The organism is Longimicrobium terrae (assembly GCF_014202995.1).
GTDB lineage: Bacteria > Gemmatimonadota > Gemmatimonadetes > Longimicrobiales > Longimicrobiaceae > Longimicrobium > Longimicrobium terrae.
This window is the reverse complement of sequence record NZ_JACHIA010000001.1, coordinates 445894-468092: the sequence shown is the minus strand read 5'-3', so window position 1 is coordinate 468092 and position 22199 is coordinate 445894. Positions and strand designations below refer to the sequence as shown.

Below are 22199 nucleotides of genomic sequence, written 5' to 3'. Positions count from 1 at the left end.
CACAGGCCTGGAGTTCCACGATGAACGCACGCTTCTGGATGGTTTCGGCGCTTCCCCTCGCGTTTGCCGCATGCGGCGGCGGTGACGCGGCGGAAGGCGGAGCCGCGGACAGCACGGCCACCGTTTCGGCGGCACCCGCGCCGGAAATGAACCCCGCGCCGGCACCCGCCATGGACAGCGGCGCGGCCGCGCCGGCCGCCGGCATGGTCGCGATGAACGCGGTCGGCGCATCGGGCGTCACCGGGCAGGTGCAGGTGATGGATCACGGCGCCAACGAGTCCATGGTCGCCGTTACGCTGACCGCGCCGGGAACCACCACGCACTCCGGCCACATCCACGAGGGCACCTGCGACGCGCCGGGCAAGGTGGTTGTGCCGCTGCAGGACGTGACGCTGGCGAACGGAACGGGCACGTCCAGCACCACCATCCCCGTCCCCCTGGCGACGGTGATGAACGGCAAGCACATCGTGGCCTACCACGAGAAGTCCGGCACCGAGCCGGGCAGCCCGGTCGTCTGCGGCGCCATCCCGGCCCAGTCTGCCACCGCGGCCATGTAGTCGCTTTCGCCCAGCGGCGATGAACGTGCGAACGCCCCCGGCCCTCTTGCCGGGGGCGTTCTGCATTCGACCAAGCCGCGATTGCCGCTCTTCCATCACCGGTCGCCATAGTGCGATCTGGCCTGATCGAACATCACGTGCTCGTCACCGACGCGGTAGAGCACGCGATGCTCCTGCGTGAGCCGACGTGACCACGTGCCACCCATGCCTTTCAGCCGCTCAGGCTTGCCGATTCCCATTGCTGGATCTCGCAGCACTTCTTCCACAATCCGAATCAGGCGGATCGCGGTCCGGGGACTCGTCTGAATCCAGAATACGAGGTCATCCAGGAACTGAGAGCTGAGGAGTGCGCGGCGAGACTGCGGGCGATGCGAATGGTCGCTGGATACCGCGTCAGCCCCGCTCAAGCCCGAACTCGGACCTGAGTTCATCCACGGTCATCTCGCGTCCTCCGCCGCTGAGAAGTTCGGCGCGGGCAACCTTGAAACGCCTGAACGCTTCACGCGACATCCACGCGGGGCGCACGAAGCTTTCCAGGTCGAACTCGGCCCGAACCTCGTCCGCTTCCAGAAGCCCACGCCGTGCGAGAGCGCTGGTAAAAGCCCTTGTGAGATCGCCGAACTGATCGTCCGACATCCACTCCGGACGGGGGAGCGCTGCGACTGAGAGCGGAATCATGTTGCGGTCCGCGCGCGAATCCGCGAGGGCTTCGCGCAGGCGCGTGGCGTTCTCTTCGGTGCTGAAGAGCAACAAGTCATCGTTGCGCCTACCACGGAGGCGGGCGGCGGGGCGGCGAAGCAGGGATCCAAGCTTTCTGACGTTGATCGACATGCGCGGTCTCCTTGGGTGGTTACGCTCTGGACGATCGCTCATCTCCCTGCCATTCGTCAAGTTACGTCCGGAAAGCAGTCCGGGTGCTGGCGTGTTGGGAGCGCGCCTTGGCGAGCCTCAGTTCCGCCATGTTCAACCTGCACAACGGATTCCGAATCCACAGCCCACGCATTCCGGGAAACCGCGTCAGGTCGTGGAGCAATGAATAGCATCCGCTTTCCGACAGACGCGATCACGGATCAGGTGCGCACGGCCTGCGGCGCGACCCTCATGTTCAACCTGCACAACGGATTCCGAATCCACAGCCCACGCATTCCGGGAAACCGCGTCAGGTCGTGGAGCAATGAATAGCATCCGCTTTCCGACAGACGCGATCACGGATCAGGTGCGCACGGCCTGCGGCGCGACCCTTACTTCGCGGGAAGCGCGTCGAGAGAGGCCCGGAGTTCCGCCGCGAGCGCCGCATCACCGCTCACAAAGGCCTGCCACGAGACCGATACGCCCTTCCGCTTCCCCTTTTCCACCACCTTCACTCCATCAGGCGCAAGGGTGACGGTGTAGGTGTGCCCCTCGATCTCCAACTCGCGTTTGATCGGCTTGTCGAGTCTGGTGGCCATGTGATTGGCTGCTGTCGTGAAAAGTCTCGCCGGAACGCCGCCGGCCGGGTTCGGGTGCTGGCGGCCTCCCCCGTCTGCGCCGCGATGGACGCTAGTCGCCGGTGGCGGCGTGTTCCGGGGCGTGCGGTCCCTCCTTGGCAAGGGCGGCCTGCACGCGCGGAATCCAGCCCTCCGCCTCGGGGCGCAGTTCCAGCGCAAGGATGCAGCCGACCGCCTCGGCGTAGCGCTGCAGCGTGGAGAGGCCGATGTCAGCGGCGTGGTTCTCCATGCGGCTGATGGCCGACTTGTTCGTCCCCAGCCGCTCCGCGACTTCGCGCTGCGTCAGCCCGGCCTTGAGCCGCGCCTGCTGCAGCATGAATCCAATTCTGAACGCGCGGCGGCGGCGCTCGGACCCTTCGGCGAACTCGGGATCCCATGCGGCGCGGTGGGCGATGTACCGGTCCAGATCATCCATTGTGGCCCTTCCGGTTCACGTAGTCGCGGCGGCGGCGCTGGGCCACCTGAATCTCCAGAACGGGAGTTTTCTCCGACTTCTTTGAGAACGCGGAGAGAAGCACGATGATCCGCGTTCCATCCCAGAAGCTCAGCAGGCGGAATGCGCTGCCATCATGCCGGATGCGCAGTTCCCACAATCCATCCGTGCCCGCCAGCTTCTTCAGCACCTGCGCCGAGATCTGGTCCGACGTGGCAATGGCTTGCAGCGTATCCCCAATCCTGTCTGCCGCATCGGGGCTGAGGTCATCGAGAAAATCCTGCACCGGTGACCGGCCGGACGGCGTGCGGTAGAAAACGATCTCACGCATCCGAAGTTAACGTATAAGTAAACCCGCGGAAAGTCTCAAGGTGGACGTTGAGACCAGACTGCGGGGATACTAGCGGGGCAGGAACGTGAGCGTAAGCAGTGTCCGGAAACGGGTCCGGGACGTGGCTCGGGAAGAGCGCTCCCGCCGCGCCACAGATGAGCTGGACGCGGAGTTCGGACAGAAAGCCAGTGCGTGAGTGCGTCAGGTGGGCTGGAGTCGGGTATCCGCGCGTGAAACTCGGCGCACGGACGGGGGAGGGAACAACGCGAAACGAACCGCCTGAACGGGGACGGTCTCCCGCGAGAGGCCTCCCTGAAACGGAACGGCTCCGCGCCAACCCTGGCGCGGAGCCGTTTGTTCCGGAGCGCCGCGGACGCTCAGCGCGCGGCGGTGATTCTGCCGCGCCTGGCCATCAGCAGCACGATCCCCAGCACGACGACGATGGCGATGAATGCCAGCCATCCATCCACCAGCTTGCGGCTCCCCCAGAACCAGGGATCCGCGCCGGGCGCGCCGCGAGTAATCATCCCATAGTACTTGAGCCAGAAGATCCACCCCGCGTGGATGCCGATGGATGCGGACAGTTCGCCCGTCCAGTGGTACGCCAGCGCCAGAATGGTTCCCGCCAGCGCCAAGCTCAGAAACGCGGGAAAGAGCGTGTGCAGCGCCGTCATCCCCGCCAGCATTCCGGGAAGCACGCGCAGGCCGGCGGTCCAGTCCACCACCGGCGGATTCGCGGGGCGGCCCATGAAGTGGACGATGGCGTACACCGCGCTGCTCCCCGCCACGGCCGCGCCCCAGGGCACCACCTTTCGCAATCCGCCAAAGAACGCACCGCGAAAGAGCAGTTCCTCCATTGCCGCCACAACCAGCGCGGTCGCCAGCGCGCCCAGGAACTGCGCGGCCAGTTCTCCCGCGCCGCGCGGGCGCAGATCGCGGCCGCCCGCCGCCAGCGCGATCGCGCACACCATCGCCAGCGAGGTGAAGCCGAGGCCGAAGCCGGCCGCGAACCGGCGCCACTGGATCAATCCCGGCGCGACTCCCACATGGCGCCAGCGGCGGATTCCTGCGCCGCGCAGAAAGAAGGGCAGGCCCACGAGCGCCATCCCCAGCAGCGCGCGGTTCACGTACCGGGCGAACGGGGTAGACGCGACTTCCTCCAGGCCGCGGTTGCCCTCCGCCAGCGCCTGTACCGCGTGGTACAGCCACGGCGCCAGCAACGCCCCGCCCGCGAACACGAAGGCCAGGTACAGAAGCATGGCGGCCAGCGGGCGTCCCTGGCGTTCATCTGCGGCGTGGGGCATGTGGCAGCGGGGCGGGGGAAACGCTGAAAACCGCGCCGAATCTATCCCCCGGCGGATGCCCGCGACACCCGCGCCGTGGCAGCCGTCCACGAACTTCCTTGCCTCCGCCGCCATCCGCGCCATATTTCATCCTACACTCCTTTTGATCGCTGGCGTCCACGCAGGGAGCGCGACGATTTCCCATCCCGCCCGGGCCGCCTCCGAACCGCCGGCCGTTCCGCAGGTTGCGCCCGGCGTGTGGCGCGTCACCACCCCGCTTCCGTTCCGCCCTACGCAGGTGCACGCCTGGGTCGTCCAGCTGGCGGACGGCGGGGCGATGCTGGTGGATGGCGGGCTGAACACCCCCGAAGCCTGGTCCGCGCTGGACGCCGGCGTGCACGCCGCGGCGGGGGGATGGGACGCGGTGCGCATCCACGTGGTCACGCACATGCACATGGACCACGTGGGGCTCGCCGCGCGCGCCGCGCAGGCGTCCGGCGCCACGGTGGTCATGCACCGGCTGGACGTGGAGCGGATGGCGCACGCGGCCGCGCACCCGGACGACGAGGCGGACTACCGCGCCGCGCTGCTGCGCCGGGCGGGCGCTCCGGACGAGGTGCTGCGGGCGGTGGAGGCGGCGCGCCAGGGCGCGGAAGGCCTCGCCCCGCCGGTGGCGGCAGACGTGATGCTGGATGGCGAATCGGGCGAGCTGGACGGTGCGCCGGGATGGCGGTGGCTGTGGACGCCGGGGCACACGGCCGGCCACCTTTCGCTCTTTCGCGCCGAGGACGGAGTGCTGATCGCGGGCGACGCCGTCCTTCCCCGCATCACCCCCACGCTGGGCGTAAACCGGCAGCGGGCCGATCCCGTGGGCGACTACGGGGCGGCGCTGCACCGGCTGCTGGCGCTGGCCCCGTCGCTCGTCCTCCCCGGCCACGGCGACCCCATCGCGGACGGAAGCGGGCGCATCGCCGAGCTGCTCGCCGCGGCGGACGCGGAATCCGACACCGTCGCCGGGTTGCTGGGGGATGACGGGCTGACCTGCTGGCAGGTGGTGGACCGGCGCTATCCCGGGCGGGAAATGGGCGTTTCTACCCGCATGCTGGCCGTGCGCGAAACGCTGGCGCACCTGGACCGGCTGGCGGCCGCGGGGCGGGCCGTGGTGGCGGAAGACGAACACGGCGCGGCGCGGTTCGCCGCGCGATGACCTACGGGCCCGCACGGGGCCCGCTCAAGCAACCCCGGAGCATGCGATGTCCAAGCTGGTGTGGTGCCTGGTGCTGCTGGTGGCGGCGGTGGTGTTCGTAAAGCCGCTACGCGAACGCGTGCGCCCGGAAGTTGAGATCGCCCTCAACCCGCTCTACAACTGGACGGTGCGCAACGAGGTCAAGGACATTCAGCGGCTCGTGGCGCGCGAGCAGGCCACCACCGGCACCATTCCCAAGCCCTCGGAATTCGAGCGGTTCATCGACTCGCGCGAGGGTGCGGGCGCTTCGCTGGACTCGTGGGGCGAGCCCTACTTTCTGACGCTCACCCGGCGGACGTACACCATCGCGTCGGCCGGGCCGGACCGCGAGCGCAACACCGCCGACGACATCCGCACCGAGCCGGCACCGCGCACGCCCTGAGCGGCCGCGCGCATCAAGCGCGTCCGATCCCGAACCGTTTTGCGACACGGATGATATGCTCAAAGTAGGATTGACGGGAAACATCGCGGCCGGAAAATCCACCGTCGCGCAGACGTGGCGGGAGATGGGCGCCACGGTGGTGGATGCGGACCAGCTGGCGCGGATGGTGGTGGAGCCGGGCACCCCCGCGCATTCGGCCATCGCCGCGGAGTGGGGGGCGTGGGTGCTGGAAGAGGGCGGCGCATTGGACCGCGCGGCGCTGCGCAAGATCGTCTTTGCCGATCCGGAGGCGCGGGCGCGGCTGGAAGGGATCGTTCATCCCGCCGTCGCCGCGCTGCGCGACGACCACTACCGCGAGGCGGAGCGCCGCGGCGAATCCGTCGTCGTCGCCGACATCCCGCTGCTGTTCGAGACGGGGATGGTGGAGGACTTTGACGTCGTGGTGCTGGTGGACGCGCCGGAAGAGGTGCGGCTGGCGCGGATGGTGACCGATCGCGGGATGGACGCGGACGAGGCGCGGCGGATGATCAGCGCGCAGATGCCGGCGGAGCTCAAGCGCGCCCGCGCCGACATGGTGATCGAGAACACGGGCTCGCTCGCCAACCTGGAGTGCCGCGCGCGCGAGGTGTGGGCGGACCTGAGCTCCCGCGCCGCGCGTGTCTGAACGCCTGCTGCGCGTGGACATGCACGTTCACACGCGCGCCTCGTCCGATTCGCTCACCGAGCCGGACGCCATCCTGGAGGCCATGGCGGCGCGGGGAATCGACCGCGTCGTCATTACCGATCACGACCGGCTGGATGCGGCGCTGCGCCTGGCCGCCCGCGCGCCGGACCGCGTGATCGCGGGGGAGGAAGTGCGCACGGCGGAAGGGCCGGACCTGATCGGCATCTTTCTCACCGAGCCGATCGCGCGCGGAACGCCGCTGCGGCAGGCGTGCGAGCAGATCCTGGCGCAGGGCGGCGTCGTCTACGCGCCGCACCCGTTCGATGTGCGCCGCCGCGGGGCAGGGGAGCGGCTGGACGCCGTCATCGACCTGATCGACGTGGTGGAGGCGCACAACGCCCGCACCTGGGCCGCGGGCGTCAACGAACGCGGCGAGGCGTGGGCGCGGGCGCGCGGCAAGCTGCTGGGCGCCGGCAGCGACGGGCACACGGCGGGGGAGATCGGGACGGCGTACGTGGAGGTGCCGCCGTTCACGCACGACCGCGAGTCGTTTCTGGCGGCGCTGCGGGCGGGGCGCATCGGGGCGCGCGGCGTGTCATCGCCCGTGGTGGCGGCGTACAGCACGTATGCCAAGGTCCGGAAGATGCTTCCCGGCGCCGGCAACCGCGAGGAGGAATGATGAGGAAGCTGATCGTGCTGATGGTTCTGTGCACCGCCGCGGCGTGCGGCAGTTCCGAGGAAGGAAAGCCGCCCTCCGCCGGGCAGCCGGACCCCGTGGTGTCCGACACCGCCAAGCAGGACAACACCGGCCCCAACGGCCCCAAGACCGGCGGCTGATCCGCCGGCTGGACGGACAAGCTTCACGCAGAGCCGCGGAGGCGCAGAGCGAGACAGGTTCCATCCGTCCGCCTCTGCGTCTCCGTTTTTGTCATTCCACGGTGTGACAACCGTCCCGACACGATACTCGAAAGACAGCAGTCCGGGAGGGGCTATTGGTTTTTTGCTGATGCGAATGGAATTTCGGAGTTCTCCAAAGGCACTCGCGCGGGAGGCAGAGATGATCGGCATGAACGCTGTGGCTATTGATCACAGGGATGCTGCCAGGAGGCCTTGGTGTGTAGTTGGTCTGGCGTTGATCCTCACCCTTGTTTCGGTACAGGCTACTGCGGCACAGTCGGTCTGTCCGTCGGGGAACGATCACGAAATCGCGCGTGGTGCCGTGGCCTTCTTCTTTGAGGAGCGGCCCGATGTGGCGCTCCAAGCCGGTGTGCCGCAGATGGATACGTCAGGTTTGCGCGTGCTGGTCGACGCTACCGACGCGGCTGCGTGCCAGCGGTTTCGAGCGGAGGTCTATTCCCCGGAACTGCGCCAGCCGCCTTGGCGGCACATGATGTACGAACTCGGCGGCTACTACTTTGAGGTGTTCTACATGGTCGCCGACCCTGACGACATTCTTCTCTACCAGACTCCGTTCAGAGTGCGCGACTCGCAGATGAGAGTGCTCTTCGGGAGCACGATCTGATCTCCGGCTTCAACGCTTCACTGTTTCGTCGCGATTTCTCGATGCGCACGTCTGGCCCTGCGAATCCTGACATTCAGAAGCTCTCCCGGATTCGGGCGGGGTTGCTGGTCATCGCGATTCCACTTGCCCTCGGATTCACGGCGCCCGCTCGCGGGCAGACCGTCTGCCCATCGGGCGACGCCGACCAGCCGCGCGAGGCGGTACGGTTCTTCTTTGAGGAACTCCCGGAACTCGCGACTCAAGCAGGGGTGGCGCACCTGGATCCGGCGGGTCTGCGCCTGCTGACTGATACGCGGGATTCCGTTGCCTGTCAGCGATTCCGGAGTGAGGTGCGTTCCCCAGAACTGACGCATGCGCCGTGGCGGCACATGATGTACGAGCTTGGGGGCTACTACTTCGAGGTGTTCTATATCGTCACCGGCCCCGACGAAATCGCGTTGTACCGCACGCCGTTCCGCGTGCGTGACGCACAGATGAATGTCCTGCTTGCGACCTTGATGTGATCCACGTCAGACGTGCTGGCTGATGATCGACCCTCGCGGCTTCCTCACGACAGGGAAGCCGCGTTGCGCGTCCATGGACATCGCGCCTGGAGCGCGGCTTTGCGCGGGTTCTTCCGGCGTGGCATCTTGTCCGTCCACGCGCAGCCGCGCGTGACGCACGCCTGGATGGACATCCAATGAGCGACTACGACAACTCGCCGTACTCCCGGCGCGAGGCCCCGCTGGACCTCGCGTCCGTGTTTCTGGGCCCCAAGGGCGAAAACGCCGACGTCTTTGAACGGCTGCTGCTGGAGGCGTTTCGCGACCACGTGTTCTGGCGCCGCAACTACCACCCGGAAGACGGCTTCCGCGTGGTGGAATCGGAAAAGCACCAGCCGGGCTACGAAAACTCCATCTCCACGCTGTCGCAGGAGCTGATGGGGCTGCTGGGCGAACTGAAGGCGGGCGTTCCGTTCTTCAGCCCGCGCTACATCGGCCACATGACGTCGGACCTGACGATGGCCAGCATGATCGGCTACTTCGCCACCATGCTGTACAACCCCAACAACGTGGCGTCGGAGGCCAGCCCGGTCACCACGCGCATGGAGCTGGAGGTGGCCGCCCAGCTCGCCCGCATGATCGGCTACGAGCCCAGCCGCCACTGGGGGCACCTTACCAGCGGCGGCACGGTGGCCAACTACGAGGCGCTGTGGGTCGCGCGCAACGTCAAGTACCTCCCCGTCGCCGTGCGCTGGGCGGCGGAGCAGATGGAGATGAAGAACCTGTCCGTCCGTCTCCCCGACGGCACCGCGGCCGGGCTGGACGAGCTGGACCTGTGGCGGCTTCTGAACGTGGCGCCGGCGGATGCGCTGGACCTGGCAGCCGCCTTCCGCGATCGCGTGGGCGATGCGTACCAGGCGGTTCACGCCATGGCCGCGCATTCGCTGGAAGGGATGGGCTACCAGGAGTTCGGCCGTCGGCTGGCGCAGGTGTACGGCGACGCGCTGGGTCCCGCCGTCGTCCTCGTTCCGTCGACCGCGCACTATTCGTGGGAAAAGATCTGCCGTTCGCTGGGGATCGGCGGCGCGCAGCTCATCCACGTCCCGGTGGACAAGCGGTTCCGGATGGATCCGTCCGCGCTGGAAGACACGCTGCGCACACGGGCGGAAAAGAAGCAGCCGGTGATCGCCTGCGTGTCCGTCATCGGCACGACGGAGGAGAGCGCGGTGGACCGGCTGGACCAGATCGCCGACGTTCGCGACCGCTTGGCTCGCGAGCTGGGGATCGGCTTCTACCTGCACGCGGACGCGGCGTGGGGTGGCTACGCGGCCTCGCTCACCCGCAACCCCGACGGCTCGCGGCGCGTGTACGAAGAGGTGCTGCGCGACTACTCGCCCGAGGTGTGGCCGGAGGAGGGCGTGTACAACGGCCTGTGCGCCATGGAACGGACGGATTCCGTCACCATCGATCCGCACAAGCTGGGGTTCATCCCTTATCCCGCCGGCGCGGTGTCGTTCCGGGACGGGCGTTCGCGCGACCTGGTGGCAGTGGAGGCGCCGTACCTGTTCCACCGCGGCGCCTCCGAGTGGGGGTACATCGGCCGCTTCATCTTCGAAGGCAGCAAGCCGGGCGCGGCGGCGGCTTCGGTGTGGATGTCGCACAAGGCGCTGCCGCTGGACGCGCGCGGCTACGGCAAGCTGATCGGCGAAACGGCGCGTGGCGCGCTGGTGCTGCACCGCCGGCTCTCCGCCGGGGACTGGGGCGAGTTCCGCGTGGTTCCGCTCCCCACGCCGGACATGAACATCGTCTGCTTCGCCGTGGGCCATCCCACGCTGGCGACGCTGGAGGACACCAACGACTTCGTCAGCCGCATCTACGGCGCCATGAGCGTGAGCGACGCCCGGTCGGCGCGCACGCTGGACTACTTCGTCACCAAGACGGAGCTGCGGCAGCCGGAGTACGGCGATTCCGCGATGCCGACAGTGGAGTCGCTGGGCTTCAGCCGCGAGGACTACCACCGCGCCGGCGCGGTCGCCGTCATCCGCTGCACGGTGATGGATCCGTTTCTGGCCAGCGGGCGCGGCAACGTGGACTTCATCGGCGGGTTCGCACGCACGCTGCGGACGGTGTTCGAGCAGGAGCTGGCCGTCCGTCCCTGATCTCTGCGTGCGCGGGATGGCGGGAACCGTTCATCCGATGAGCGCCGTTCCGCCATCTCGCGGTAGACGGACGACGATCACGGGCGGGTGGTCGGTATCGGGGTGACGGGGTATTATCCACCGGGGCGGTGCGGAACGGGCCGGATTTTTAGAGCAGTCGGGGTGAGGAGCAGCATGAGCGGGGATCCGAAGACAGCTGAGGCGGGGGACGCGCCGGAGACGCGGCCGCACGCCGCGCGCCCGGTGCGCGCCGACGCGCGGCGCAACATCGACATGCTGCTGGAGGCGGCCAAGGCGGTGTTCGCCACCTCCGGCGTGGACGCGCCGGTGCGGGAGATCGCCACGCGCGCCGGGGTGGGCGTGGGCACCGTGTACCGGCACTTTCCGCAGCGGTCGGACCTGGTCGCCGCCGTGTTCCGCCGCGAGGTGGACGCGTGCGCCGCGGCGGCCACCGACCTGGCGGCCGAGCACGGGCCGGGCGAGGCGCTGGCGCACTGGCTGCGGCGGTACAGCGCCTTCATCGCCACCAAGCGCGGGCTGGCCGCGTCGCTGCACTCGGGCGACCCGGCGTTCGATGCGCTGCCCGCGTACTTTCAGCAGCGGCTGGGGCCCGCGCTGGAATCGCTGCTGAACGCCGCCACGGCCGCCGGCGAGGTGCGCTCCGGATTTGAGCCCGGAGACCTGCTGCGCGCGGTGGGCAACCTGTGCCAGTCCGGCAACGATGTGGGCGTGGACCACAGCCAGCGCATGGTGGACCTGCTGATCGACGGCCTGCGCTACGGCGGCGATCCCGCCCCGTCCGGCGCGGACGGCGCGGAATAGAAGAGTCTCACGCAGAGCAGCAGAGGAGCAGAGAACAGCATTCCCGCTCTGCTGCTCTGCGTGATCCAATCCGTTCGGTGGATGAACGAAAGCGGGGGCGAGCATCATCTGCTCGCCCCCGCTTTTCGTCATCCGCAGAAGACGGAAAACTACTCCTCGTCCTGCTCCTCGCGGGCCGCCTGCAGGTACTGGCGCAATTCGGCGTCGCCCAGGCTGGCCAGCTGGCGCAGGATGGCCTGGAACTGGTCGCGCGAAGCGCCCGTCTCGTCGCGGGTCAGCTCATCGTCGATGTCGATGCGCCAGCCCGAATCATCCTCGTCGTCCTCGTCCGGGGGCGAGGTGGGGTCCAGCGCCGAGAGGGCATGGAAAACCAGCGTGGCGCCCAAGGCGTTGGGATCGTCCACGTAGGACGAAATTTCGGCCTCGGCCATGTACAGCTCGCCATCGACCTCGAAGATGCGGAACCCGAGGGCGACGCCGAAGCCGTCTTCGGTCGTGTGCTCGTGGTCGTGCTCCTGATCGTGGTTGTGCTCGTGCGTCTCGCTCATCCGTGCCTCCCGACGTGGTTTCTGGCTTGCTGAGGGTCCCACAGCGCGCGGCAAAGATAAGCCCGGGCGCCCGGTCTGGACAGCCCCGCGAGCCGCCACCGCGCGTACATGCGGCTAAGGGGAGTGATGGAACGGAGAGGCGCGCCGGTGTATTCTCCTGCTCCAATCGGGATCGCTGGATGCACCCGGACTCCGGCCCGCGCCACCACGGCGGGCCGGAGATTTCTTTCCGCCGCGCTGATTAAACCGCCTTGTCGTCCCGATCTTCCGTCTACGTTGCGCTGGTGCTGGTGCAGGTGTTCTTCGCCACGCTCCCCATCGCCGTGAAGGTGGCGCTGCGCGAGCTCAGCAGCCCGTCGCTGGCGCTCATCCGGGTGAGCGGCGCCGCGCTGCTGTTCATCCTCATTCACCAGGCCACCGTGCGCGAAAAGGTGCGCGGCCGGCGCGACATCGCCCTGCTGGCCGTCTATTCGCTCTTTGGCGTCATCCTCAACCAGCTGCTGTACATTACCGCGCTCACGATGACGACGGCCACGGCCGCGCAGACGCTGGTGACCGCGGGGCCGGCCATGACGCTGCTGATCGCCATCGTCCTGCGGCACGAGACGGCGACGCCCATGAAGTGGGCGGGGATCGCGCTGGCGGCGGCGGGGGCGCTGCTGCTGGTGGGCGTGGGGGTGAGCGAGGGGCGCGCGCTGGGCAACGTGTTGGCGCTGGCCAACGTGGCGGCGTACAGCATCTACCTGGTGATTTCGCGCGATCTGCTGCGCCGCTACAACGCGCTCACGGTGATCACGTGGGTGTTCGGCTTTGGCGTGATCGGGATGCTGCCGTGGGGGCTGGGGCCGGCGCTGCGCGAGGTGGGCGGCGCCGGGCGCGACACGTGGCTGGCGATGGGGTGGATCATCCTGTTTCCGAGCGTGGCGGCGTACTACCTGAACGTGTGGGCGCTGGCCCGCGCCGAGGCCAGCCTGGTGAGCACCTTCGTCTACCTGCAGCCGATGCTGACGGCGGCGCTGGCGAGCATGATCCTCAAGGAGCACGCGTCTGCGCGGATGATTCCGGCGGCGGTGCTGATCTTTGCGGGGGTGGCCGTAGCCATCCGCGCCGGGCAGCTGGCGAAGCGGAGGGAGAGCGCGGCGGCGGTGTCGGCGGCGGGGCAGGAAGGGTGAAGGGCAGGGAATGGGGAATGGGGAATAGGGAATAGGGAATGGGGAATGGGGAATGGGGAATGGGGAATGGGGAATAGGTGGGTTGGGGGCGGGCGGGTTGTGGTGCGCGTTGGCCGGGCGTCTGATGAACATGAACGCCCCGGGTCCGGTCGCCGGATGCGGGGCGTTGCTGATCCGGGGCGCGCTGAACGGGTCCGGAGCGGTCTGCGCAGCCGACACCGCGTCTTTCGAGGTGCGTTTCAGGGCCGTGCAATTCTCGCCGGGATACGCTCTCTGCCGCCTTGGGCTCCGGCTCCGCATTCGTTGGGCACGCACAGGCTCGAACGGCATCCTGCCGCCCGGATGACCCGGGCCGCGTGGAGCAGCGGGCACCACTCCACCAGCCCCTCCGCACCGAACCACCTGTTCCCTATTCCCTATTCCCTGGCAGTACACGAAAAGCCCTCCGCCGCACGAATGCGACGGAGGGCCCGTTCGTTGTGCCTGGGCCGGTCAGGACCTCAGAGCCAGGTGCGCACGGCAAGCGCCACGACGAGAACGCCGAGCACGCTCAGAAAGTCCAGCCGCAGCACCAGCGGCCCCAGGGTCATTCCCACCGCGACCAGATCGATTACCAGCGGGCCGAAGGCCGCCGCCACCGAAGTGGTAAAGAACCGGCGCGCGGCGCTGTCCGGCATGAAGCGGACGGCCAGCTCCGAAAGCAGCGCTCCCAGCAGCAGGCCTATCAGCACCACCACGAGCACCCGGCCCGCGCGACGGCGTGTGGCGACGCTCATCTCCCCTCCCCAACCCGTTAAGTCAGATGGAACCCCGCGGTATCGACGCGGGACGCAGGCAAGAGCAGTGCCCCCGCGTCAGCGACGCCGTTCAATGGCGTATACGATGCCCGCCCGAAGCGCTTCCAGCGCGGGTCCTTCCGGCAGCCCTTCCAGCGCCCGCTCGGCGCGCTGCGCGTACTCCAGCGCGCGCCCGTGCGCGAAATCCAGCCCGCCGCGGTCGCGCACGGCCCGCACCACCTCGGCGATGGACTCGTCGCTGGGCTCCGGATCGGCGAACAGCGCATCCACCCGCGCCCGCTCCTGCGCGGAGAACAGCGGCAGGGCGTGGATCAGCGGGAGCGTCACCTTGTGCTCGCGCAGGTCCAGCCCCGTGGGCTTGCCCGTGACCGCCGAGTCCGCCGTGTAGTCCAGCAGGTCGTCCGCCACCTGAAACGCCATCCCCAGCTCGTGCCCGAAGGTGCGCAGCCGGTCGCGGTGCTCCGGCGCGCCCGTAAGCGCGCCCAGCTCGCACGCCGCGGCCATCAGCGACGCGGTCTTGGCCTCGATCAGCCGGTTGTAGTCCGCCTCGCTGAAGTCCAGCGCGTCGTGCGACGAAAGCTGGCGCATCTCGCCCACCGTCATGGCGGTGGCGGCTTCGGCAATGACCTGGATGTACTCGATGTTGCCCAGCCGCGTGATTTCGCTGATGGAGCGCGAGTACAGGTAGTCGCCCATGATGATGGCGACCTGGTGGCTCCACAGCGCGTTCACCGTGGGCATGCCGCGGCGCAGCACCGAGTGGTCCACCGCGTCGTCGTGCACCAGCGTGGCCAGGTGAACGAGCTCGATGATGGCGGCAAGCGTTTCGGCGTGCGGCGTGGGCGCGCCGTTCAGCTCGTCGCACAGCAGCATCAGCCCGGGGCGGAACAGCTTGCCCCGGATCTTCATCAGGTACTCGTTGACCGTTTCCACCGGGGCGAAGTCCGACACCACGATGCGCCGGATTTCGTCGACGACGGCATCCAGGCGCCCCTGAATGGGACCCTGGATGTCGGCAAGGTGGGGGACGGCGGTGCGCGCGCTCATGCGGTCCGGCTGGGACGGTTGCGTGTGTGATTTGGCGGAAACGTACCCGCCCGGCGCGGCGGCGTCAAACTCACGCCGCGCCCCGCTCGCGGCGCAGGCGCTCTACTCGCGCCGAGGTGTCGCGAAAGCGGATGTCGACCGACACCACGCGCTCGTAGTACTCCAGCGCGTGCTCGGGGCGCCCGGTGGACTCCTGGATGCGGCCCAGCAGGTACAGCACGCCTACCAGGTCGCCGTCCGCGGAGGTGGGCAGCTTGAGCGCCCGGTCCAGCACGCGGCCGGCCACGGCGTACTGCTGCTTGTCCACGAAGCACTGGCCCAGCACCTCCAGAGTGGCCAGCGGGTTGCTGCCGCCGCGCAGCGCCACCTGGAACTCGGCGATGGCCTCGTCCACCAGCCCCATCTCCATGAAGGCCACGCCCAGGTCGTAGTGGCTGGCGCTGTCCTCCACCTCGATGTTCTCGGCCACCTTCTGCCGGAAGCTCGCCAGCATCTCGCTGAAGTCGCGGTCCTCGTCGCCGCTGGGCTCCCGCTCCTCCACGATGAAGCGCGTGGTGGGCTCGCCCTCTTCCTCGTCCATGATGAGGGCGCCCAGGTCCACGTACTCCGGCGCGGGCGGGGCTGCGGGCCGGGGCGGGGCCACGGGCGCGGGAGGCGGCGGGGCGGGGATGGCGGCGGGCGCGGCGAGCGGAGGACCGGCCGCCGCGGCGCCCTGGCGGGCCTCCACGTTGTGCGGGTCCAGTTCCAGCACGCGGCGAAAGACGGCCGCAGCCTTGATGGCGCTTCCCGTCGCGGCCATGTGCCGGGCGAGGCCCAGGTAGGCTTCCACCTGCGGCTCCGGGCGGCCGCTGCGGAAGGCGTACTCCACCCGCTTCTGCAGCAGCAGCGGATCGCCCGGGCGCAGGCCGATGAGCGCGGTGATGGGCGCCACCGCCTCCAGGTACATCCCCTGCGCGGCCAGCGCACGGTGGGCGTTCTCCAGCACCTCGTCCACCTCGTGCCCCAGTCCGCGGGCGCGCAGTTCGCGCACCAGCGCGTCGCGGGCATCCGCGTCCGCCGGGGCGGCGGCCACCTGCTCGCGCAGCTGCGGCAGCGGGTCCACCGGCTCCGGCGCGCGGGGCGCGGGCGGCTCGTCGCCGAAGCTCAGGAGCGGCAGGTCCGTGCCGGCGGAGCCCTCGCCAAAGTCCATCAGCGGCAGCTCGCCGCCGTCCTCATCCTCGTCCAGCAGCCCGTCATCCCCGTCCATCGCGGGGAGGTCGTACAGGCTTTCGTCCTCCTCGTGACCGAAGCGCGGGGCCTCGCCTGTCTCCCCCGCGTCCAGCCGGCTGGCGCGGTCCTCGGCGTCCAGCAGGTCGCTGCCCAGGTCGTCCGCGTCCATCCCGCCGGCGAACTCCGGCAGATCCAGCGAGGTGTGCTCGATCTGCAGCCCGCCCGTGTCCACGCCGCCGCGCGCGGAATCCGCCGTGTCGAGCGCGGTGGATTCCAGCCCGGCCAGCGGCGCGTCCACCACCGACGTCGGCTCCAGGCCGGCCACGGCGGCCACCCCGGCCCCGTGCGACAGGCCGGCCACCAGCGGCTCCAGCCGGGTGCCGTCGTGCAGCGCGTGGCGGAACTCGTCCACGGCGGTGGTGCGGTCGCGCAGCAGCGGCGAAACGTCCGCCTCGGGATCGATGGCGCGGATCTGGTCGCGGATGTGCGCGGCCGAATCCTCGTCCCCACGCTGCTCGGCGGCGCCCAGGAGGATGCGCATCTGCTCCACCGCCTCGGCGCTCTTGCCGTGGCTCAGCAGCTGGTCTGCCAGCAGGCGGCGGACTTCCACGTCCTGCGACAGGTCGGCGAACTCGCGCAGCGCCTCGAACGAATCGTCGGGGCGGCCGGCGCGCTTCATCCGCTCGGCGTATTCCAGAAAGTTCTGGCGCGCGTCGGCCACGAAGCCGGCGGCGGCGCTGATCTGGCCCAGGCGGTGGTAGATGGCCGCGCGGCCGGGAACGGCGCGCAGGATCTTGCGGCAGAGCGCGATGGCGTTGTTGTAGAGCCCCGAGTCCGTGTACGCGTTCACGGCGTGCTCGTACGCCTCCACCGCGCGGTCCGTCTCGTTGACGCGCAGGTGCAGGTCGCCCACGCGGTTCCAGAGGGCGATGTCCACCTCTTCGGCGGGCGACTCCTCCAGAACCTGGCGATACAGGTTGGCCGCCTCGCGCCAGTTGTCCTTGTTCTCCGCGGCGCGGGCCTGGTCCCGAAGCTTTGATGCTGCTGCGTTCGCCATGAAATCGCGTGGAGACGGTCAGGCTGGGGAGCAAAGAAGATAGCCCGCGCCCTAAGTGCGTACAAGGCTTGGGGCTGCACGCCCCCGCGCCCGCAATCCGCCGGGACGCGTGGTTTTCGCCCATCGTTCGGCGGGGCGCGGACTTACGCCGAACATCGTACGGGCGTCTCGTCATCCATCCCAAACCGGATGCGGACACGACTGTGCATGCGTGATTGCGTGCCCGGCGGATGGCCCTGTTTGCTGCGGGCATGAGCCGTGGCAGACGGGCGGATTCCGAACTCCGCCCCGGCAGCAGGGTATGGGACGGCGGCACAGGCAGGCGCGGGCGAACGCCCTGCGCCTGCCCCGCTTTTCCGGCACTTTCCGCGAGCCATGCGCACGCTTTTTCTGATCTTCCGGCTGCTGCCCTTCGCGCTTTCCTTTGGCGTGGACCGGCGGCGGTTTCTGTTCTGGGGGCGCCCCGTGCGCCGGAGCGCGGCGTACCACCTTCGCCGCGCGGAGCGGCTGGCGCGCACCATTCCCAAGCTGGGCCCCACCTTCGTCAAGATCGGCCAGGTGTTCGCCGCGCGGCCGGACGTGGTGCCCGAGCCGTACCTGGACGCGCTGAGCGCGCTCACGGACCGCGTCCCCTTCGTCCCCTTCGCGGAGATCGAGCGCGAGCTGATCGCCGCGTATGGCGCGCCGGTGGACGAGGTGTTTCAGGACTTCGACCGGGTGCCGCTGGCCGCCGGTTCGCTGGGCCAGGTGTACCGCGCCCGCTTCGGCGGCGAGGACGTCGTGGTCAAGGTGCTGCGGCCGGGCGTGGAGGCCGTCGTGGAGCACGACACGCGCTTCGTGCGCCGGGTGCTGTCCATCGTCGAGCGCTTCTGGACGCATCCGCAGGTGCGCGGCATTCACGTGGCGCTGGACGAGTTCGAGCGGCGCATCGCGGACGAGATGGACTTTCGCAAGGAAGCGGCGTACGCGCGCTCCATCGGCGAGCGGTTCGCGCGCAATCCGCGCGTCATCGTGCCGCGGGTCATCGACGGAATGGTGCACCGCCGCGCGCTGGTGCTGGAGTTCGTGCAGGGGACGCGGGTGGACGCCATCGAGCCGCTGGTGCGCGCGGGAACGGTGAATCCCGAGGGCGTCGTATCCGCCGTAGTCGAGGCGTACATCCAGATGATGCTGGTGGACGGGATCTTTCACGCGGATCCGCACCCCGGCAACCTGCTGGTGCGCGACGACGGCGCGCTGGTGCTGCTGGATTTCGGGATGGTGATCGAGGTGGATCCGGAGATGCGCCGCCACCTCGTCCACACCGCGCTGGCCGCCGTGCGCGGGGACGCGGACCGGGTGGTGGAGGGCTTCTTCAACCTCGGCATCGTGGAGCCGGACACGGACCGCGAGACGATCCGCCGCCTGGTCAGCGTGATTCTGGAGATGACGCAGCGCGGCGCCGAGCTGGCGGAGATGCAGCGCGCGCTGGCGGATGAGGTGATGCAGCTGCTGTACGACTGGCCCGTGGTGCTGACGGGGGAGATGACGTACTTCGGGCGGGCGGTGGCGCTGATCGAGGGGCTGGGGGCGCGGCACGTGCCCAACTTCAACCCCGTGCGCTACGTGACGCCCATGCTGATGCGGCACCGCTCGGCGCTGCTGCGCGCCCTGGGCCCGGCGGAGGGCGAGTCGGAGGACATGGCGTTCGTCCTGGGCCTGCTGGCGCGTGACGTGACGCGCGTGGTGGGCAACGCGGGGCGGGAGCTGATCGGCGTGCTGGCGTCGCGGATTCCCGGCGTGTTTGCCGCGCTGCGCGGTCCCGCCCGTCCGCAGCCCGCCGCGCCGGTGCCCGCGGTCGCGCCGATGACGGAATACGTGAGCTTGCCAATCGGCGCGGAATAGCTGGGTGTTTTTCTTCTCTGCTTACACTCTTGACGCGAACTCTCAGTCCAGTTATGGTGTCCATATGAACAAGTTTCCTGGCATCCTGGAGCTGAGTATGGCAGAGCGAATCCAGTTGGTGGAAGAGATCTGGGACAGCATCGCCGCCGATGCGGACAACCTGTCCTTGACTGGTGAGCAGCGGGAAGAGTTGGATCGCCGACTTGATGCGCAAGCTGCGAATCCTGGTGTCGGCCGTCCGTGGCAAGAGGTCGTCGCTCGTCTTCTCGCCGCGGAGTGAAACGGCTGGTGCTCCTCCGGCCCGAGGCGGAGGACGACGTAGCTGCCGCGTTCGTCTGGTACGAGCGGCAACTTCCCGGTCTTGGACGGCGGTTTCTAGAAGCGCTGGTAGAAGCGCTGACTGCGGTAGGGGACAACCCGGAACTGTATCCGGAGCAGTACCGGCGGGCTCGCCGGGTGCTGCTCCGACGATTCCCGTACGCGATCTTTTACGTGACGGAACCAGCGTTCATCGATGTTGTAGCCTGTAATCACATGCGACGGAGCCCTCGCCGCTGGAGAAGGCGGTTGTAGTCGTCGTGCCATGGGGGCAGCCCTGCTCGTCACGCCGGCTGTGGCCCTCACCCCGCGTGCTCCGCACGACGACCCTCTCCCACGAACGGATGTGGGAGAGGGAGCACACCCCAGATCGGCCTGGAGGAAAGAATCGAGGTGCGCGGCGGGGTTCCGTCCGGCGATTGAAACCGCGCCTCGAAAAACACGAAGTCCGCCTGCGCGGACTGCGGCGGCGGGTTCGTCCCGGCCCTCGAATGCAGTTGAAGCCCCGAACCGGACGCGCCAGCGGCCGGTGTCGGGGCTTTCCGCTTTTTGAGCGGCCGATTCATTCGCTCAACCCACCTCGCTCATCCGACAATCTCCGCTACCCGCACCGAACCCGCCCGCCCCAACCCTCCCCCAGTCTTTTTTGGGGGAGGGTGGGCCGGTGGTGCCGGCCCGGGTGGGGGCCGCCCGTGAACTCCGCAACCCGCGCCTCAATCCCTCCACCCTCGTCCGTTCAGAGGTGCCCGTTCAGAGGTGCCCGTCCAACGGCTGCGGCGTGACGGCGGCCTCGTCGCGCTCGCCGGTGCGGATGCGGTACACGGCTTCCACCGGCAGCACGAACACCTTTCCATCCCCCACCTGCCCCGTGCGCGCGCTCTCCAGAATCGCGTGCACGGTCGCCTCCACGAACGGCTCGGACACGCCGATCTCCAGCCGCATCTTGTCCTGCAGATCCACCTTCACGCGCGTTCCGCGATACGTCTCCACCTGCTCCACCTCGCCGCCGTGGCCGCGCACGGGCGAAACGGTAAGTCCGCGCACGTCCGCGCGATACAGCGCCTCCAGCACCTCGCTCAGCCGCTCGGAGCGGATGATGGCGATGATCAGCTTCATGGTCGTTCCCTCAGATCGTCGTGCGGGTGATCATCGCGGCTGCACCAGCACGGCGCCCTCGCCGCGGCTGTACGCCTCTTCTCCGTGCTGCATCAGGTCCATCCCGCGCGCCTCCTCGTGGTCCGGACGGCGCAGCGGCGTCACCAGCCCGATCAGCTTGAGCAGAATCCACGTCGCCAGCGCGCTGTACGCGGCCGACGCCACCACGGCCACCACCTGCGTCCACAGCTGGCCCGGGTTGCCAAAGAGCAGCCCTTCCTTGCCGCCCCACGCCTTCTGCGCAAACACGCCCACCAGCAGCGCGCCGGTAATTCCGCCCAGCCCGTGCGCGGCGAACACGTCCAGCGAGTCGTCAAGCCGGGTGCGCGGGCGGTGCAGGATGGCGAAGTAGCTGGGAAAAGCGACGAGCGCGCCCAGGGCCATCGCGCTCGCCGGACTCACGAATCCCGCCGCGGGCGTGATGCCCACGAGGCCCACCACAATCCCCGTCGCGGCGCCGACGGCGGTGATCTTCCGCTCGCGGAACGCGTCCAGCAGCATCCAGCACACCAGCGTGGCCGCCGGCGCCAGCAGCGTGTTGACGAAGGCGAGCGCGGCCGTGCCGTTTGCCGCCAGCGCGCTCCCGCCGTTGAAGCCGAACCAGCCGAACCACAGCAGCCCCGTCCCCAGCAGCACGAAGCTCACGTTGTGCGGCAGCAGCGCCGCGCGGCCGTAGTCGCGCCGGCTTCCCACCACCAGTGCCGCCACCACGGCGGCGACCGCCGCGTTGATGTGCACCACCGTTCCTCCCGCGAAGTCCAGCGCGCCCAGCGTCCCCAGCCAGCCGCCGCCCCACACCCATCGCGCCACGGGTGCGTACACGGCGATGCTCCACAGAAAGATGAACGACAGGTAGGGGCCAAAGCGCATCCGCTCCACCACCGCGCCGGAAATGAGCGCCGCGGTGATGATGGCGAAGCTTCCCTGGTACGCCGCGTACAGCAGGTGCGGCGTGGGCCCCCACGCGCCGCCCTCCACGCCCACGCCCATCAGGAACGCGTGCCCCAGCCCACCGATCCACTCATTTCCCGGCGCGAACGCGAGGGAAAAGCCGACCGCCGCCCACGCCACCGTCACCACGCCCAGCGAGGCGAAGCTCATCATCAGCGTGTTGAGCATGTTCTTGCTGCGCACCAGCCCGCCGTAAAAGAACCCCAGCGCCGGCGTCATCAGCAGCACCAGCGCCGTCGACACCAGCAGCCACGCGGTGTCGCCGGCGCTGATGGCTCCCGGCGCGGCCGCGTCCACCTGAAGAATCATCGTACTGGCTGTTCGGGTGCGGAGTGGGATTGGCTATTCGCAAGTATGCATTGGATTATTAAGCAATCAGCGTTCCTGGCGCAACATTGTAAGATGATCAATCGCGGAAATCTGCGATTTCGGCAACGTTCTAGGGATTTGTTCTACCTTAGTGCATAATGATTCAGGTGACCTGTCCCCATACGATTCAAAACGGCTGGAGATGATTGTAATCGGCCGGGTGGATCAGGCGGTGAGGCTCACGTGTGATGTCGCGAATTTGTAGCAGGATTGCGGTGGATGAGAGATGAGGGTTCGTGATGGTTGACGGATGGTGATCGCGTGAATAAATATGCAACAGGGCTGGCTGTCCGCGAGCGTGGATGCGGATCGGGCCGGCGGAGG

At 68.7% G+C, this 22199-nt stretch carries 26 protein-coding genes; 14 read left to right on the top strand and 12 right to left on the bottom strand.

What is annotated here, in order from left to right; all coding sequences use genetic code 11:
• Positions 1-20 precede the first annotated feature (20 nt).
• Positions 21-557 (top strand): hypothetical protein, encoded by a 537-nt coding sequence (locus HNQ61_RS02140; protein ID WP_170031219.1) that lies wholly within the window; start codon positions 21-23, stop codon positions 555-557.
• 95 nt (positions 558-652) lie between these two features.
• Here the strand turns inward: HNQ61_RS02140 and HNQ61_RS02135 are convergent, their stop codons facing one another.
• From HNQ61_RS02135 to HNQ61_RS02110, 6 genes are all read right to left on the bottom strand, one after another.
• On the bottom strand, positions 653-988 hold the full coding sequence (locus tag HNQ61_RS02135) for a Txe/YoeB family addiction module toxin (RefSeq protein ID WP_170031216.1): 336 nt from the start codon (positions 986-988) through the stop codon (positions 653-655).
• A complete protein-coding gene (locus HNQ61_RS02130) occupies positions 951-1388 on the bottom strand; it encodes a hypothetical protein (protein WP_170031214.1) in 438 nt (145 codons plus the stop codon). Before HNQ61_RS02130 ends, HNQ61_RS02135 begins: the two co-directional genes overlap by 38 nt.
• 410 nt (positions 1389-1798) lie before the next feature.
• Entirely contained in the window at positions 1799-2005 is a 207-nt protein-coding gene (locus HNQ61_RS02125; RefSeq protein ID WP_170031212.1) for a hypothetical protein, read from the bottom strand.
• A 91-nt stretch (positions 2006-2096) separates the two neighbouring features.
• On the bottom strand, positions 2097-2459 hold the full coding sequence (locus HNQ61_RS02120) for a helix-turn-helix domain-containing protein (RefSeq protein WP_170031210.1): 363 nt from the start codon (positions 2457-2459) through the stop codon (positions 2097-2099).
• Positions 2452-2808: a type II toxin-antitoxin system RelE/ParE family toxin gene (locus HNQ61_RS02115; protein ID WP_170031208.1), complete on the bottom strand. Its 357-nt coding sequence runs from the start codon at positions 2806-2808 to the stop codon at positions 2452-2454. Before HNQ61_RS02115 ends, HNQ61_RS02120 begins: the two co-directional genes overlap by 8 nt.
• Before the next feature lie 377 nt (positions 2809-3185).
• Complete coding sequence (locus tag HNQ61_RS02110; RefSeq protein ID WP_170031206.1) at positions 3186-4112, bottom strand: CPBP family intramembrane glutamic endopeptidase; 927 nt, start codon at positions 4110-4112, stop codon at positions 3186-3188.
• A gap of 55 nt (positions 4113-4167) precedes the next feature.
• On the opposite strand from HNQ61_RS02110, the gene HNQ61_RS02105 reads away from it, so the two are divergent.
• From HNQ61_RS02105 to HNQ61_RS02065, 9 genes are all read left to right on the top strand, one after another.
• The gene (locus tag HNQ61_RS02105; RefSeq protein ID WP_170031204.1) at positions 4168-5298 is read left to right on the top strand and encodes an MBL fold metallo-hydrolase; all 1131 of its coding nucleotides are present in this window, start codon (positions 4168-4170) and stop codon (positions 5296-5298) included.
• Between the two features lie 46 nt (positions 5299-5344).
• The gene (locus HNQ61_RS02100; protein ID WP_170031202.1) at positions 5345-5719 is read left to right on the top strand and encodes a hypothetical protein; all 375 of its coding nucleotides are present in this window, start codon (positions 5345-5347) and stop codon (positions 5717-5719) included.
• 55 nt (positions 5720-5774) lie between these two features.
• Entirely contained in the window at positions 5775-6383 is a 609-nt protein-coding gene (gene coaE, locus HNQ61_RS02095) for a dephospho-CoA kinase (RefSeq protein ID WP_170031201.1), read from the top strand.
• The gene (locus HNQ61_RS02090; protein WP_170031200.1) at positions 6376-7062 is read left to right on the top strand and encodes a PHP-associated domain-containing protein; all 687 of its coding nucleotides are present in this window, start codon (positions 6376-6378) and stop codon (positions 7060-7062) included. Before coaE ends, HNQ61_RS02090 begins: the two co-directional genes overlap by 8 nt.
• Positions 7062-7220 (top strand): hypothetical protein, encoded by a 159-nt coding sequence (locus HNQ61_RS02085; RefSeq protein ID WP_170031199.1) that lies wholly within the window; start codon positions 7062-7064, stop codon positions 7218-7220. Before HNQ61_RS02090 ends, HNQ61_RS02085 begins: the two co-directional genes overlap by 1 nt.
• 220 nt (positions 7221-7440) lie before the next feature.
• Entirely contained in the window at positions 7441-7905 is a 465-nt protein-coding gene (locus HNQ61_RS02080; RefSeq protein ID WP_170031198.1) for a hypothetical protein, read from the top strand.
• A gap of 41 nt (positions 7906-7946) precedes the next feature.
• Positions 7947-8408 carry a hypothetical protein gene (locus tag HNQ61_RS02075; protein ID WP_170031197.1) on the top strand — a complete coding sequence of 154 codons (462 nt, stop codon included), beginning with the start codon at positions 7947-7949 and terminating at the stop codon, positions 8406-8408.
• Positions 8409-8584: 176 nt separating this feature from the next.
• Positions 8585-10546, top strand: a complete 1962-nt coding sequence (locus HNQ61_RS02070) for a pyridoxal phosphate-dependent decarboxylase family protein (protein ID WP_170031196.1) — start codon at positions 8585-8587, stop codon at positions 10544-10546.
• A gap of 174 nt (positions 10547-10720) precedes the next feature.
• On the top strand, positions 10721-11368 hold the full coding sequence (locus HNQ61_RS02065) for a TetR/AcrR family transcriptional regulator (protein WP_170031195.1): 648 nt from the start codon (positions 10721-10723) through the stop codon (positions 11366-11368).
• A gap of 149 nt (positions 11369-11517) precedes the next feature.
• Here HNQ61_RS02065 and HNQ61_RS02060 read toward each other — a convergent pair whose 3' ends face one another.
• The gene (locus tag HNQ61_RS02060) at positions 11518-11916 is read right to left on the bottom strand and encodes a hypothetical protein (RefSeq protein WP_170031194.1); all 399 of its coding nucleotides are present in this window, start codon (positions 11914-11916) and stop codon (positions 11518-11520) included.
• Positions 11917-12167: 251 nt separating this feature from the next.
• Between HNQ61_RS02060 and HNQ61_RS02055 the strand changes: the two genes are divergently transcribed.
• Positions 12168-13088 (top strand): DMT family transporter, encoded by a 921-nt coding sequence (locus HNQ61_RS02055; RefSeq protein ID WP_170031193.1) that lies wholly within the window; start codon positions 12168-12170, stop codon positions 13086-13088.
• Positions 13089-13588: 500 nt separating this feature from the next.
• Here HNQ61_RS02055 and HNQ61_RS02050 read toward each other — a convergent pair whose 3' ends face one another.
• The 3 genes from HNQ61_RS02050 to HNQ61_RS02040 form a co-directional block, all read right to left on the bottom strand.
• The gene (locus HNQ61_RS02050; RefSeq protein ID WP_170031191.1) at positions 13589-13864 is read right to left on the bottom strand and encodes a hypothetical protein; all 276 of its coding nucleotides are present in this window, start codon (positions 13862-13864) and stop codon (positions 13589-13591) included.
• Between the two features lie 78 nt (positions 13865-13942).
• Positions 13943-14932 (bottom strand): polyprenyl synthetase family protein, encoded by a 990-nt coding sequence (locus HNQ61_RS02045; RefSeq protein WP_170031189.1) that lies wholly within the window; start codon positions 14930-14932, stop codon positions 13943-13945.
• 70 nt (positions 14933-15002) lie between these two features.
• The gene (locus HNQ61_RS02040; RefSeq protein ID WP_170031187.1) at positions 15003-17198 is read right to left on the bottom strand and encodes a tetratricopeptide repeat protein; all 2196 of its coding nucleotides are present in this window, start codon (positions 17196-17198) and stop codon (positions 15003-15005) included.
• 375 nt (positions 17199-17573) lie between these two features.
• Between HNQ61_RS02040 and HNQ61_RS02035 the strand changes: the two genes are divergently transcribed.
• From HNQ61_RS02035 to HNQ61_RS29785, 3 genes are all read left to right on the top strand, one after another.
• The gene (locus tag HNQ61_RS02035) at positions 17574-19082 is read left to right on the top strand and encodes an ABC1 kinase family protein (RefSeq protein WP_170031185.1); all 1509 of its coding nucleotides are present in this window, start codon (positions 17574-17576) and stop codon (positions 19080-19082) included.
• 64 nt (positions 19083-19146) lie between these two features.
• Positions 19147-19362 (top strand): addiction module protein, encoded by a 216-nt coding sequence (locus HNQ61_RS02030; RefSeq protein WP_170031183.1) that lies wholly within the window; start codon positions 19147-19149, stop codon positions 19360-19362.
• Positions 19323-19655, top strand: a complete 333-nt coding sequence (locus tag HNQ61_RS29785) for a type II toxin-antitoxin system RelE/ParE family toxin (protein WP_420816048.1) — start codon at positions 19323-19325, stop codon at positions 19653-19655. Before HNQ61_RS02030 ends, HNQ61_RS29785 begins: the two co-directional genes overlap by 40 nt.
• Before the next feature lie 495 nt (positions 19656-20150).
• On the opposite strand, the gene HNQ61_RS02020 is transcribed toward HNQ61_RS29785, so the two are convergent.
• Entirely contained in the window at positions 20151-20516 is a 366-nt protein-coding gene (locus HNQ61_RS02020; RefSeq protein WP_170031179.1) for a P-II family nitrogen regulator, read from the bottom strand.
• Positions 20517-20546: 30 nt separating this feature from the next.
• Positions 20547-21815, bottom strand: a complete 1269-nt coding sequence (locus HNQ61_RS02015) for an ammonium transporter (protein ID WP_170031177.1) — start codon at positions 21813-21815, stop codon at positions 20547-20549.
• Positions 21816-22199: the final 384 nt, after the last annotated feature.